Source organism: Mesorhizobium sp. P2_E10, from assembly GCF_056404235.1.
On the sequence record NZ_JBFUEK010000006.1, the window covers coordinates 310802 to 323903 of the forward strand.

The following is a 13102-nucleotide window of genomic DNA, read 5'->3' on the forward strand; positions in this document are numbered from 1 at the left end:
CCCGCTTTCAGCGGAAAGTAGATTGGGTATAAACATCATGTCCAGCACTCATCTCGGGTTGCGAAGGGAACGGTAAGAAAACATGGCCGCACGATCCGTCATCGCGCTTGTTTCCGTCGCCGAAGTGGTGGCAACCGATCTCGCCGACCATCTCGAGCGGCGTGGCCATGATGTGCGCGAGGCGCGCCAGCCATGGGAGGCCGAATCGCTGCTTTCGGCAAAGGGCATCGACATCGTCATTGTCGGCGACAGCCTCAGCCAGGCCGAGGGGCGCGACCTGCTCAGGCGCCATGGCGGCGAGGGTGGGCCCGATTTCATCCTGATCTGCCGGCCGGCCGACCTGGTCGACAAGGTGCTGGCGCTCGAACTCGGCGCCGCCGACGTCATCGAAAGTCCGCTTAATGTCAGGGAGCTTGCCGCACGCATTGGCGGCCTCTTGGCGCGGCGCGGCCGCAACACCGGGGAATTGCTCGTGCTGGAGAACGCTACCGTCGACCTCAGGTCTGCCATGGTCATGCATCGTTCTGGTACCGAGGAACAGCTGTCGCCCGGTCAGGTGGCGTTGCTGAAACTGTTTCTGGCCAGTCCGCGCAAGGTGCTGACGCGCGACGACATCATTGCCGCCGCACCAGCCGAAAATGCCGATGCGTTCGATCGCTCGATCGATTCGCGGATCGTGCGGCTGCGCCGCAAGCTCGACACCGAAACCATCACCACGATACGGGGCGCCGGCTACCGGTTCGATCCGCCGACACAGCGCGCCGATTGAGGGCAACGCGTCTTTTTGTTTAGCATCGGATTTTCCCAAAACCGGTTTCCCCTTTTGGGTCCGATGCGCCTGCACTCAGCGCACCTCCAGATGGCATTTCGCTGGCCACGACGACTTCACTGGCGTGAGCGCGGTCCTTCAGCAGCACGGTGGCGAGACCGGCAAAGCCGAGCAGGCCTTGTGTGTAGAGCAGTGCGGAAAGCACCGAAGCGGCAAATTTCGTGTTCATCTGTCTCTTCCCCAATTTCAGAATTGTCGGTGCTTCAGGAAACCCCCGAAGTGCCCGCGCCGCCCACGGAGCCCCCCGTCGCGGCGCGGGCCTTCGGTCCTCTCGGCAGCAAGTTGCCGGAGGGGCCGCGCATCCCCGTCAGTCCAAAGCCGACCCGCCAGAGGGCCTTGAAGCGGTTGATGCGCAGACTGGAAACAATCCAGACCAAGGCAATGAACAGCGCGGCATGCAGCGTCGAAACCTCGCCCGAGTTCATGGCCGCAAGCGTCGTCATCGGGCTGCCGGCGACTGTGCCGACGCCGCCGACGATGACCGCGGCAATGCTTATCCTGAGTAGCCAGGACAGGGTGTTCGATTTGATGCTCATCTTCGTTTGCGCCGGCTGTTTTCGTTACGTCAACTGTGCCGTCGGCCCGTATCCAGATCATGCCGCCCAGGCCGCGCTTTGTTGCAGATTGGTTTCGAGCCAGACGAAATGTCTTTCACATAAGGGAAGGTCGCACGTTCGTTTGACGGCAACCCTGGCATCTTGATCCTGCGAGGCAGATTACAAGGCCGACGATGGCATCCCTTGTTTCGCTGCTTTGCCTGTCATTCTCGTTAACCTGAGGAAACAGATTCGAAACACAAACGAGCAGCAAGCGAAATCAGCTTGAAACATGACGTTGGGATAAGCCGGTCATCGAATTGGAACCGGCCCGACCGGCAAAAACAGGGGAACATCATGTACGCTGCCATTTCCGCCAAGCTCATCAACATCACCGCCGCCGCCCTGACCGGTGCGGCTCTTCTCTTCAGTGCCGGCAATGGCGCTGCCCACGCCGCCGCAAGTCAGATCGTGGCGCGTGTCTCGCTGTCGCAGCAGACCATGGAAGTCCTGGTCGATGGCCGCCCGACCTTCGCCTGGAAGGTCTCGACCGGCGACCGGGCGCATATCACCCCGACCGGCTCGTTCAAGCCGACCCGCATGCATGAGATGTGGTACTCGAAGAAATACGACAACGCGCCGATGCCGCATTCGGTGTTCTTCAGCGGCGGCTACGCGGTGCATGCGACCTACGCCATCAAGCGTCTTGGCCAGCCGGCTTCGCATGGCTGCGTGCGGCTGCACCCGGACAATGCCGCCGACTTCTATCAGCTGGTCGAGACCTTCGGCCCGGCCAATACCAGCATCGTCATCGTCAAGTAGTCGGCTGTGGTTGGAGCGGTCGCGCGGCGCAGCTGCACAGCAAGCTCCCGCCTGAAGCTCCACTGAGCTTCGCGGTAATCAATCCAGTCAAAGAAAGAGGCCGGAATTGTCCGGCCTCTTTTTTTGTTTGTTCGTTGGTGTTCGCAGTTCAGTCGACGGGCACCGGCATCAGCTTCGGGTCCGGCTTTTCGGCATGATGCGGCAGGTCCTTGCTTGCGATGAAGGTGTAGAACATCGGCACCACGAACAGAGTGAACATGGTACCGACCAGGATGCCGGTGAAGATCACCAGGCCCATCGAATAGCGCGCCGCGGCACCAGCACCACTGGAGATGATCAGCGGCACCACGCCGAGCGCCATCGCCGCCGTCGTCATCAGGATCGGCCGCAGCCGCACCTTGGCCGAGGCGATGATCGCTTCCCTGCGTGACATCCCATGCTTCTCGCGCTGCTGGTTGGCGAACTCGACCAGCAGGATGCCGTGCTTTGTGATCAGGCCGATCAGCGTGATCAGGCCGACCTGCGTGTAGATGTTGAGTGTTCCCAGCCCCAGATTGAGCGGCACGATGGCGCCGAAGATCGACAGCGGCACTGCCATCATGATGATCAGCGGATCGCGGAAGCTTTCGAACTGCGCCGCCAGCACCAGATAGATGACGAGGATTGCGGCTGCGAAGGCGATCAGGATGGTGCTGCCTTGCTCCTTCTCCTGCCGCGACTGGCCGGAATAATCGATGAAGAAGGTGTCGGGCAGGCTCTCCTTGGCGATGTCCTCGATGGCCTTGAGCCCGTCGCCGGTGGTGACGCCGGGCAGCGGCAGCGCGGAAATCGTTGCCGAGTTCAGCTGGTTGAATTGCTCGATCGCGGCCGGCGAGGCGTTGGTCGAGATCTTGACCACGGCCGAGAGCGGCACCATCTGGCCCGAAACGCTGCGCACGAAGTATTCTGCCAGCTTTTCAGGATTGTCGCGGAAATCTTGTGGCACCTGCGGGATGATATCGTAGCTGTTTGAATCGCGGTCGAACTGCGCCACTTCGGCGCCGCCGACCAGCAAGGTCAGCGTGCGGCCGATATCGGCGATGGGCAGGTTGAGGGCCGCGGCGCGGTCACGGTCTATCGTTACCGTCACCTGTGGCGCGTCGTAGGCCATCGAGTTCTGCACAACAATGAAGCGACCGGAAGCCTGCGCCTTGTTCTTGATCTGCTCGGCTGCCTCGAAAACATCGGAAGCATTGCCGGTCGAACGCACCACCATGGTGATCGGCAGACCGCCACCGGAGCCAGGCAGCGTTGGCGGCGCGAAGACGAAAGCCTCGACACCGGCGACCTTGGCGAGGCGTCCCTGGATGTCGGCCTGGATCTCCTTCGAGCTGCGCGTGCGTTCGGCCCAGTCCTTGAAGGCAAAGCCAACGAAGGCACCGCTGGTCTGGCCGCCAAACGCGACTGCCGAGAACTGCGCCCGCGTCTCCGGTATGTCCTTGACCAGGCCAAGCATCTGGTTGACGTAGAGTTCGGTATAGTCCGACGTCGCATAACGCGGCGCGTTGACGATCGACAACAGGAAGCCCTGATCTTCTTCCGGCGCCAGTTCGCTAGAGGTTTTGGTGAACGCAAACCCGGTGACGGCGACCAGCGCAATGACGATTATCAGCGTCAGTGGGCGATAGTTCAGAGATCCGGTGACCGCCTTTTCATAGACGCGTTCGACGCGTCCGAAAGTGCCGTCGACAATGCGCTGGAAGCGGCCGGGTGACCCGGCTTTCAGCAGGCGCGCCGACATCATCGGCGTGATGGTGACGGCGATGACACCCGAAAGCACCACCGAGCCGGCAAGCGTCACCGCAAATTCGCGGAACAGGGCGCCGGTCAGGCCGCCGGTGAAGGCCAGTGGTGCGAACACGGCGGCCAATGTCACCGTCATGGCGACGATGGCGGAAAAGATTTCCCGCATGCCGTTGAAGGCCGCCTGCATCGGCGACATGTGGTCTTCTTCCATGTGGCGATGGATGTTTTCCACCACCACGATGGCGTCGTCGACGACGAGACCGATCGCCAGCACCATGGCCAGCAACGACAACAGGTTGATCGAATAGCCCACCGAATACAGCAGGAAGCAAACGCCGATCAACGACAGCGGAATGGTGACGATCGGCATCATCACCGAGCGGAACGAACCAAGGAAGAGCAGGATGACGACGATGACGATGGCGACGGCCTCGGCAATGGTCTTGAACACCTCGTAGATCGAGGCGCTGATCTGCTCGGTTGAATCGTAGACGATCTCGATCGTCATGCCTTGCGGCAGCGTGTCCTGGATCAGCGGCACGATCTTGTGGATCGCCGCCGCCGTCGTCAGCGGGTTTGCCGCCGGTGTCGGGAAGATCGCAAGGAAGGTGCCGGGCTTGCCGTTGAAACTGACCCTGGTGTCGGTGCTTGCCGCGGCTAGTTCGACACGCGCCACGTCGCGCAGTCGCACCACATTGCCATCCGTCGAGCGCAGCGGCAGTTCGGCGAAGGCCTCAGGCGTCTGCAGTGTCGAGCGCACCGTTATCGAGGAGACGACATATTCGTTCTGGGTGTTGCCGGGAGCCGAAAGGAAATTGGAATTGTTGATCGCGGCCAGCACTTCGGATGCGGTCACGCCGCGCGCGGCGAGCTTGACCGGGTCGATCCAGACACGCATCGAATATTCCTGGGCGCCGAAGATCTGCACGTCGGCGACGCCTTCCACCGTCGACATGCGTGGCCGGATGACGCGCTCGATATACTCGGTCAACTGCTCCTTCGTCATGTTCGGATTCTGCATTGAGATGTACATCATCGCGAACTGATCGCCGGTGCCCTTGACGATGACCGGGTCCTTGGACGCATCGGGCAAGGTACCGCGCACGCCTTGCACCTTCGACAGCACTTCGGTCAGCGCGACATCGGGATTGGAGCCGAGCTTCATCTGCACCGTCACGGTGCTGGAAGAGGGACGGCTCGACGAGGTGACGTAGTCGATGTTCTCGGTCGAGGCGACGGCACGGGCAATAGGCGCCGAAATGAAGCCTTGGATCAGGTCGGCGCTAGCACCCGGATAGGCCGTCGTGATCGTGATGGCCGTTTCATCGACCTTCGGATATTGCCGGATCGACAGGTTGAAAATGCCCTGGAAGCCCAGGAGCAGGATCATGCAAGCCAGAACCGTCGACAGAACCGGGCGGCGGATGAAGATGTCGGAGACGTTCATTACTGGGCGGCCTGCTTGTTTGCCGATTGGGTCGGGTCGATGGTGTTGTCGACAGCAACGGACATGCCATTGAAGAGCCGGTTCTGGCCGGCGGTGACAACCTCGTCGCCAGCCGTCAGACCTTCAAGGATCTCGACCATGCCGGCGTTGCGGCGGCCAGGCTTGACGAACACCTGTGACAGGACGAGCTCGGGCTTTTGTTCTTCCGCCGCCGGTTTAGCCGGGTCGGCAGCCGCCTTGTCAGCGGGTTTTGCCGCGGCAGTGTCGGCAGGCTTGGCGGCATCAGCGGGCTTGGCCGCATCGGTAGGCTTGGCTGCATCGGCAGGCTTGGCTGCATCGGCAGGTTTGGCTGCATCGGCAGGTTGGCCTTCAGGTGCCTTGGCCGGACGCACCACGTAGATGAAGTCGCCGTAGAGGCTGGACGTCAGCGCCGTTTGCGGCAGCGCCAGCACATTGTTTTCCTCGGGCAGTTCGACGCGTACCTGCACAAACTGGCCGGGGGTGAGCTTGCCTTCGGTGTTAGCGACCTCCGCCCGGATGGTGACCAGCCGGCTGGTGGGGTCGATCTTGGGATCGATGCCGCGGATCTTGCCGGCGTAGGGCAAGTCGCCGCCACCGATGCCCAGTCGCACCTTTTGCTCGATCTTCAGCAGCGGGAGCTGCTGTTCGGGAACGGAGAAGTCGACCCGCATCGTGTCCAGGTCTTGCAAGGTCACCACCGCCGTGCCGGGCGTCAGATACTGGCCAAGATCGATTTTCGGAATGCCCACCGTGCCGCTGAAAGGTGCGGTCAATTGCTTCTGGTCGAGCACCGCCTGCAGCTTGTTCACCTGCGAGGCGGAGACCGATGCCGCTGCCCGCGCCGCGTCGAGCGTTGCGTCGGTGCCGACGCCGCGCCGCTGCAGTTCAAGGGCGCGCTGCAGCGTCGTCTGGTCGGATGCGGCCTGCGCCTTGGTCGCCTCGAGATCGGCGCGCTCGACGGCGTCGTCGAGCTGCAGCAAGGTTGCGCCGTCGGCAATCTTCTGGTTGGCGTGAAACAGGATTTCCTTGACGATGCCGGCGGTTTCGACAGTGAGGTCGACGCCGCGCACCGCGCTGACCGTGCCGATTGCCTCGACGCCCGGGGTCCAGTCCGACGGCTTGACGATGACCGTCGATACAGTTGCTGCAGGCGGCTTCATCGTGGCGAAATACTGCTTGATGCCGTTGTCGCGAAGAAAGTTGAAGCCGACGATCCCGCCAACCACGACCGTGAGCACGAGCAAAACCAAGGCGATGACGATTATCTGGATTATGCGCTTGAACACAAACAGTCCCCTCGAACGGCGACCCACATAGCGGTCGGTCTCGGGACACTAGCAATGGCAGGTCCCGGTTTCAAATGACGGCGATCTTACTGTACCGTCTGGACGGTCTTGTCAATTCCGCATAAGCTAATGTATGGGGGACGGATCGATGAAAACACGCAGAGCAAATTCGCGCGACAGGATACTCGCCGCCGCCGCCGAAGTGGCGCGCGTTACCGGTCCCGGCAGCCTGTCGCTGGATGCGGTCGCCAGCCGAGCCGGCGTGTCGAAAGGCGGCCTGCTGTACAATTTCCCGACCAAGGCGAAGTTGCTGCAGGCGCTGGTGCAAGGCTATCTGGATGAGTTCGACGCCGCGCTGGAAACCACCGCCAAGGCCGGCGCCAGCGGCGAAAGCCTGCTTGCCGTCTATATCAGGCTGTCGGCCAATGAGTGGGAGAAACCCCAGCCATCGGCCTCGTGGATTTTTTCGGCGATCGCCGAGGATCCCGATTTCCTGACGCCGATCAAAACCTTCAAGCGACAGCTGTTCGAGCGGCTGAAGGGGGAGACGCCTGATATCAAGGCGCTGCTGATCTGCTATCTCGCCATCGAGGGGCTGCGCAGCATGAACCTGTTCGATTCGGATGTTCTCTCAACCGAAGAACGCCGGCTGCTGGTATTGTCCCTGCTGCAAATCGCGGGATAGGTCGTCAACGTGCCGTGCCGGGTTCAGGAGAGAGGGGCTGGCGAGGGCAGCTCGAAACGGACCCAACCGTTAGACGTGGTTTGCCCGGCCGTCACATCAGCTTCATCGTCGAGTACCTGCACCGGCGTCAGCTTCGCGCATGGCTCCGATGACGGACAAAAAGGCATGGGCCTGATCATGCTGATCCTGATCGGCGTGGTGCCGACCGCCTTTGCGCTCAACCGCACTCCCGACATCAAAGCGGCATCGCATAGGCGCGCTTCACGACATCGGCGATATCCAAGCTTCTCACCCACGGGTTCAGGAACGATCCATACGAGACGTGCAGGAGAATTATGTTGCACGGCAGCATGACAGTGCCATGTCACGCCGCGCCAATGCCAGCTTCAAGGCGCTCGCAAAGGATCACAACATTGTAATCGCAATGACATATGGTCATGCCATTGTTATGTTGCAATGCACAAACTATGTGCGCCAACAGCTCCCCACCTGTCGCGAGATCTCCCATGGGTTCCCTGTCTTCGAAGAATGCGCTTGTCACCGGCTCGACCAGCGGTATCGGCCTGGCAATAGCCCGCGCCTTTGCTGGCGAAGGTGCCAACGTCACCATCAATGGGCTCGGCGATGCCGCTGCCATCGAACAGGAGCGCGCCGGCATCGAGAAGGATTTCGGCGTCAAATGCCGCTATTCCGACGCCAACATGATGGACGGCGCCGCGGTGACCACCATGGTGCGCGAGGCCGAGGCCGCCTTCGGCAGTCTCGACATCCTGGTCAACAATGCCGGCATCCAGCATGTCGCGCCGATCGAGGAGTTTCCCGACGATAAATGGGAAGCCATCATCCGCATCAATCTGCTGGCGGCCTTCTATGCGATCAAGGCGGCGCTGCCCGGCATGAAGGCGCGCAAATGGGGTCGCATCATCAACACGGCTTCCGCGCACGCGCTGGTCGCCTCGCCGTTCAAGTCCGCCTATGTCTCGGCCAAGCATGGCATTTCAGGCCTGACCAAGACGGTGGCGCTGGAGGCCGCGCAGGATGGCGTCACCGTCAACGCGATCGCGCCCGGCTATGTCTGGACGCCGCTGGTCGAAAAGCAGATCCCCGACACGATGAAGGCACGCGGCATGACCGAAGAGCAGGTCAAGCACGATGTGCTGCTGGCCGCACAGCCGACCAAGGAGTTCGTCACCGTCGACGAGCTGGCGGCGCTGGCGCTGTTCCTGTGCTCGGATGCGGCCAGGCAGATCACCGGCACGACCTTGCCGATGGATGGCGGCTGGACGGCGCAGTAAGCGGTCCCAGGGACGGGCTCGATGGCATTGCCCGGTGCAGCTCTTTCCTTGACAAGCGCGAAGGATCAATCCAGCATCATGGCAAGGGGTTCCTTCGCGACGACCCCGTGAGGCGTCAGCCCAACGATCGCGTCCAAACTCTCACTTTCAGGAGGTGGACGCCATGCCGTCAACAACCGCAATCACCGTATCGCAACTCTCTCGCCTCGTCGGCCTGCAGGATGCGCCGACACTTGTCGATGTGCGCATCGACGATGATTATGATGCCGACCCGCGCCTGCTGCCGGCTTCATGCCGGCGCGATTTCAAGACCGTGTCCAACTGGGCGGCCGAATTCACCGGTTCCAAAATCGTCGTCATCTGTCAAAAAGGGCAAAAGCTGTCGCAAGGCGTCGCCGCATGGCTGCGCCACGAAGGCATCGCGGCGGAATCGCTGGATGGCGGCTTCGAGGCCTGGCTGGCGGCCAAAGGGCTTCTGGTCAAGGCCGACAAGATACCGCGCCGCGACGACAAGGGCCGCACGGTCTGGGTGACGCGTGCCCGCCCCAAGGTCGACCGCATTGCCTGCCCCTGGCTGATCCGCCGTTTCATCGATCCTTCGGCGGTGTTCCTGTTCGTCGAGCCGGCCGAAGTGCTGGCCGCTGCCGATCGCTTCGCAGCCACCCCCTTCGACATCGACGATGTGTTCTGGAGCCATCGCGGCGAACGCTGCACCTTCGACACGATGATCGAGGAGTTCGGGCTTCGCTCCGAAGCGCTCGACCGCCTCGCTTTGATCGTGCGCGCGGCCGACACAGCGCGCCTCGATCTCGTGCCGCAGGCAGCGGGCTTCCTCGCCGCTTCGCTTGGCCTGTCGCGCATGTTCCGCGACGACCTCGAACAGCTCGAGGCCGGCATGCTGCTCTACGATGCGTTTTTCCGGTGGTGCCGCGATGCCACTGACGAAACGCATAACTGGCCAAGCGGGGGCAAAGCACCATGAACGCCCTTGCCGCTGGCAACGACGCGCATGCCGTCGATATTCCAGAAGCGCCGACCTTCAGGGAAGCAGCAAAACTGTGGGCCAAGATCGGCCTGCTCTCCTTTGGCGGGCCGGCCGGACAGATCGCGCTGATGCACAAGGAACTGGTCGAGGAGCGCCGCTGGATCGGCGAGCAGCGCTTCCTGCATGCGCTCAACTATTGCATGCTGCTGCCCGGTCCGGAGGCGCAACAGCTCGCCATCTATATCGGTTGGCTGTTGCATCGGACCGCCGGCGGTCTCGTCGCCGGCATTCTGTTCGTGCTGCCGGGTGCCCTGGTCATGCTGGCCTTGAGCACATTCTACATGCTCTACAACGACGCGCCGGTCATTGAAGCGCTGTTCTTCGGCGTCAAGGCGGCGGTGCTCGCGGTCGTCGTCGAAGCGGTCATCCGTATCGGCCGGCGGGCACTCAAGAACCGGGTGATGATGGCGATCGCGGTGGTCGCCTTCCTCGCCATCTATGTCGTCAAGCTGCCGTTTCCGCTGATCATCCTGGCGGCAGGGCTGACCGGCTGGATCGGCAACCGTTTTGCGCCGGTGCCGTTTTCCGGCGCCGCGCACGGCAAGGGCAACGCGCCCGATGTTCGCGGCGCCGTCGACCTGATGTTCGAACGCGGCGAACTCGCCCACACCAGGCCGACGAAATGGCATGCGCCGCGCACCATCGCGACCTGGCTGCCGATCTGGCTCGGGCCGGTCGCGCTGATCTGGATGCTGACCGGCTCTGCCAGCGTGTGGACGCAGCTTGGCTCCTTCTTCAGCCTCATGGCGGTGGTCACTTTCGGCGGCGCCTACGCAGCACTCTCCTATGTCGCGCAAGCCGCCGTGACGTCGTTCGGCTGGCTTGCGCCGGGCGAAATGGCCGATGGCCTTGGCCTAGCCGAGACGACGCCAGGGCCGCTCATCCTGGTGCTGCAGTTCGTCGGCTTTGTCGCCGCCTACCGGCACGCCGGCGCCATGAGCCCACTCGCCGCCGGATCGCTCGGCGCGCTGCTGACGCTCTGGGTGACCTTTGTGCCGTGCTTCTTCTGGATTTTTCTCGGCGCCCCCTACATCGAAGCGTTGCGCGAGAACAAGGCGCTCTCGGCAGCCTTGAGCGCGATCACGGCCGCTGTGGTCGGCGTGGTGATGAACCTTGCTTTGTGGTTCGCGCTGCATGTGATCTTCGGCAAGGTGCAGAGCATCGGCCTTGGCACCGAGGTCCCGGTGCTGTCCTCCATCGACTGGCGTGCCGCGCTGCTGTCGGCCGCCGCGATGATCGCCATGTTGAAATTGAAGATTGGCATGCTGCCGACGCTAGCCGGATCGGCATTGGCGGGACTGGTGTTGCTGGCCATATTTTGACGTCAATCAAATCGGATTGGATCAGAGTATAACCGGCGGACCAGGTCGTCTTTAGCAGCGATCGGCTATCCCAGGAGGCAGGACAATGATCGACCATCCAGGACGCATGCTGTTGCCGCTGGTGATGGTGTTGGCGATCTGCGGCCATGGGCGGCTCGCCTATGCTGCCGATACAGGCGACGGCGTGGACCAGCCTGCCGCCAAGGCGGCCCTGCTCAAGGCCTATCCGGGACTTTTCACCATATCGGGCAACACGCTGACCTGGACCGACGGCACCACGATGGTGTGGGATGACGGCAAGACGCGCGACGCCGACGCGCTGCTGGACGCCCCCGACATCGAAGACATGTTTCACTACGCCTATCCGCCGGCCAGTGCGGGAGCCCTGATCCCGGCGGATGATTGCGATCCCGGTCGTATCCGCAACCAGGCCTTCTTCGAGAAGCTCTACGGCGGTAGCGCTGCCGCGGTGGGCAAGCACATCGCCGATGTCAAATGGCTGCCAAAACTTGGCAAGAAGGTCGTGCAGGTTAGCAGGCTTTTTGGCATCGATGACCGGCTCGGCAAGGTCTCCGACGCGCTTGAGGCCATGCCCGCAGAGCTAAGCCGCTACGGGCTCATGCCAGGCGGCGGTTTTGTATGGCGGCCGATCGCCGGCACCAATCGACTGAGCGTCCACTCTTTCGGGGCAGCTTTCGACATCAATGTCGGTTTCTCCGACTATTGGTACAACAACCGAAACAAGAAGGATCCGAAGGCACACATTCCGTTCAAGAATCGTATCCCGCTGCCGGTTGTCGAGCTGTTTGAGAAACAAGGGTTTATCTGGGGTGGGCGCTGGTATCACTACGATACGATGCACTTTGAGTACCGCCCGGAATTGCTGTTGTACAAGAAATCCGGCTGACCGGGATTGAGGTCGGCGTTTCCGGGCGCGGATTTCTGCCTGCGTGAGGAAAGCGCGCCTCCCAGTTGAATCCGATCTTCCAAACTGCTTCAAAGTCGGCCTGGATTGCGGAAGGGGATGAGACGTGGTGGATTCCGATCGGATCGACAAGCTGATCGCAGCGGTGCCCCCCGCCCTGGCGCTTCGCGCCGGATTGGACCTTGGCATCTTCACCCGGCTCGGTGGCAATGCTGCGGCTGCTGACAGCCTTGGGGCCGCGCTCGAAGTCGAGCCCGATCGTCTGTCGCGGCTCCTCTACGCGCTCGCCAGCATCGGTCTCCTCGAAGTCGAGGATGGTCAATTTCGCAACGGAGCCGAAGCGTCGGAGTTTCTCGACGCGTCCAAGCCGACCTATCGCGGCGGCGATCATGCGCTCCTGCGCGAGCTCTGGGGAGCCGACCTTTTGACCGCAGAGTCCCTGCGGCAGAACCGGCCGGCCGCGCTGCACGACTTTTCCGAAGCGGGGCCTGAGTCCGCGGCGGCCTTCAGCCGGATGCTGGCGCCGGGCGGGGTGATTTTCGGCCGAAATCTGGCCCAGGAGATGGACCTCTCGGCGACCGGTTCGGTGATCGACATCGGCGGGGGCGCCGGGACCATTCTCGTCGGACTTCGCGAGCAGTGGCCGCATATGGCGGCGACGCTGATGGAACTGCCGACGGTCGCATCGGTCGCGCCAGCGATCCTGTCCGAATACGGTGCCGACGACGTGGTTGTCGAAGAGGGCGACATAACTGTCGCCCCATCGGTCGGTAGGCACGATCTGGCGATCCTCAAGGCCGTCGTCCAGGTCCTGCCGCCGGACCAGGCGCGCAGTTCGATCCTGAACGCGGCGCGTTGCCTCACACCGGGAGGCGAGATCGCAATTGCCGGGTGGGGTGTCGTCGATGACGACCGCCTCGGCCCGCCCGAGGGTGTGTTTCTCAATCTCACCTTCTTGAACCTCTATCGTCACGGCGAATCGTACACGGAAGGTCAGTATCGCGCGTGGATGACCGAGGCCGGATTCCAGGATATCTCCAGGTCGCGCCTGACGGACGGCTGCACGTTGTTTCGTGCGCGCCTCACGGGCTGATCGTGGCTGAA

Annotated in this window: 12 protein-coding genes; 8 read left to right on the forward strand and 4 right to left on the reverse strand. The window is 62.3% G+C overall.

Annotated features, from left to right (window positions below):
- The first annotated feature begins 82 nt into the window (after positions 1 to 82).
- Positions 83 to 769 carry a response regulator transcription factor gene (locus AC1D0N_RS18710; RefSeq protein WP_477246428.1) on the forward strand — a complete coding sequence of 229 codons (687 nt, stop codon included), beginning with the start codon at positions 83 to 85 and terminating at the stop codon, positions 767 to 769.
- A 19-nt stretch (positions 770 to 788) separates the two neighbouring features.
- On the opposite strand, the gene AC1D0N_RS18715 is transcribed toward AC1D0N_RS18710, so the two are convergent.
- Positions 789 to 998, reverse strand: coding sequence for a hypothetical protein (locus AC1D0N_RS18715; protein ID WP_477246430.1), 210 nt, complete (start codon positions 996 to 998; stop codon positions 789 to 791).
- A 34-nt stretch (positions 999 to 1032) separates the two neighbouring features.
- Positions 1033 to 1365 carry a hypothetical protein gene (locus AC1D0N_RS18720; protein WP_477246432.1) on the reverse strand — a complete coding sequence of 111 codons (333 nt, stop codon included), beginning with the start codon at positions 1363 to 1365 and terminating at the stop codon, positions 1033 to 1035.
- 357 nt (positions 1366 to 1722) lie between these two features.
- Between AC1D0N_RS18720 and AC1D0N_RS18725 the strand changes: the two genes are divergently transcribed.
- A complete protein-coding gene (locus tag AC1D0N_RS18725) occupies positions 1723 to 2187 on the forward strand; it encodes a L,D-transpeptidase (protein ID WP_477246434.1) in 465 nt (154 codons plus the stop codon).
- 148 nt (positions 2188 to 2335) lie between these two features.
- On the opposite strand, the gene AC1D0N_RS18730 is transcribed toward AC1D0N_RS18725, so the two are convergent.
- Both AC1D0N_RS18730 and AC1D0N_RS18735 read right to left on the reverse strand, forming a co-directional pair.
- The gene (locus AC1D0N_RS18730; protein ID WP_477246436.1) at positions 2336 to 5419 is read right to left on the reverse strand and encodes an efflux RND transporter permease subunit; all 3084 of its coding nucleotides are present in this window, start codon (positions 5417 to 5419) and stop codon (positions 2336 to 2338) included.
- Entirely contained in the window at positions 5419 to 6726 is a 1308-nt protein-coding gene (locus tag AC1D0N_RS18735) for an efflux RND transporter periplasmic adaptor subunit (RefSeq protein ID WP_477246438.1), read from the reverse strand. The genes AC1D0N_RS18730 and AC1D0N_RS18735 overlap by 1 nt, the downstream gene beginning before the upstream one ends.
- 148 nt (positions 6727 to 6874) lie before the next feature.
- On the opposite strand from AC1D0N_RS18735, the gene AC1D0N_RS18740 reads away from it, so the two are divergent.
- The 6 genes from AC1D0N_RS18740 (at position 6875) to AC1D0N_RS18765 (ending at position 13091) form a co-directional block, all read left to right on the forward strand.
- Complete coding sequence (locus AC1D0N_RS18740) at positions 6875 to 7411, forward strand: TetR/AcrR family transcriptional regulator (RefSeq protein WP_477246440.1); 537 nt, start codon at positions 6875 to 6877, stop codon at positions 7409 to 7411.
- A gap of 506 nt (positions 7412 to 7917) precedes the next feature.
- Positions 7918 to 8706 carry a 3-hydroxybutyrate dehydrogenase gene (locus AC1D0N_RS18745; RefSeq protein WP_477246442.1) on the forward strand — a complete coding sequence of 263 codons (789 nt, stop codon included), beginning with the start codon at positions 7918 to 7920 and terminating at the stop codon, positions 8704 to 8706.
- A gap of 163 nt (positions 8707 to 8869) precedes the next feature.
- Positions 8870 to 9688, forward strand: a complete 819-nt coding sequence (locus AC1D0N_RS18750) for a chromate resistance protein ChrB domain-containing protein (protein ID WP_477246444.1) — start codon at positions 8870 to 8872, stop codon at positions 9686 to 9688.
- Positions 9685 to 11073, forward strand: a complete 1389-nt coding sequence (chrA, locus tag AC1D0N_RS18755) for a chromate efflux transporter (protein ID WP_477246446.1) — start codon at positions 9685 to 9687, stop codon at positions 11071 to 11073. The genes AC1D0N_RS18750 and chrA overlap by 4 nt, the downstream gene beginning before the upstream one ends.
- A gap of 85 nt (positions 11074 to 11158) precedes the next feature.
- The gene (locus AC1D0N_RS18760; RefSeq protein ID WP_477246448.1) at positions 11159 to 11980 is read left to right on the forward strand and encodes a M15 family metallopeptidase; all 822 of its coding nucleotides are present in this window, start codon (positions 11159 to 11161) and stop codon (positions 11978 to 11980) included.
- Positions 11981 to 12104: 124 nt separating this feature from the next.
- Positions 12105 to 13091 (forward strand): methyltransferase, encoded by a 987-nt coding sequence (locus AC1D0N_RS18765; protein WP_477246450.1) that lies wholly within the window; start codon positions 12105 to 12107, stop codon positions 13089 to 13091.
- The last annotated feature ends 11 nt before the right edge of the window (positions 13092 to 13102 follow it).

Excerpts from the sequence above, each read along its gene's own strand:
- AC1D0N_RS18730 (WP_477246436.1), bottom strand. The coding sequence starts at position 5,419 with ATGAACGTCTCCGACATCTTCATCCGCCGCCCGGTTCTGTCGACGGTT.
- AC1D0N_RS18740 (WP_477246440.1), top strand. The coding sequence starts at position 6,875 with ATGAAAACACGCAGAGCAAATTCGCGCGACAGGATACTCGCCGCCGCC.
- AC1D0N_RS18725 (WP_477246434.1), top strand. The coding sequence starts at position 1,723 with ATGTACGCTGCCATTTCCGCCAAGCTCATCAACATCACCGCCGCCGCC.
- AC1D0N_RS18715 (WP_477246430.1), bottom strand. The coding sequence starts at position 998 with ATGAACACGAAATTTGCCGCTTCGGTGCTTTCCGCACTGCTCTACACA.
- AC1D0N_RS18760 (WP_477246448.1), top strand. The coding sequence starts at position 11,159 with ATGATCGACCATCCAGGACGCATGCTGTTGCCGCTGGTGATGGTGTTG.
- AC1D0N_RS18710 (WP_477246428.1), top strand. The coding sequence starts at position 83 with ATGGCCGCACGATCCGTCATCGCGCTTGTTTCCGTCGCCGAAGTGGTG.
- AC1D0N_RS18745 (WP_477246442.1), top strand. The coding sequence starts at position 7,918 with ATGGGTTCCCTGTCTTCGAAGAATGCGCTTGTCACCGGCTCGACCAGC.
- AC1D0N_RS18750 (WP_477246444.1), top strand. The coding sequence starts at position 8,870 with ATGCCGTCAACAACCGCAATCACCGTATCGCAACTCTCTCGCCTCGTC.
- AC1D0N_RS18720 (WP_477246432.1), bottom strand. The coding sequence starts at position 1,365 with ATGAGCATCAAATCGAACACCCTGTCCTGGCTACTCAGGATAAGCATT.
- chrA (WP_477246446.1), top strand. The coding sequence starts at position 9,685 with ATGAACGCCCTTGCCGCTGGCAACGACGCGCATGCCGTCGATATTCCA.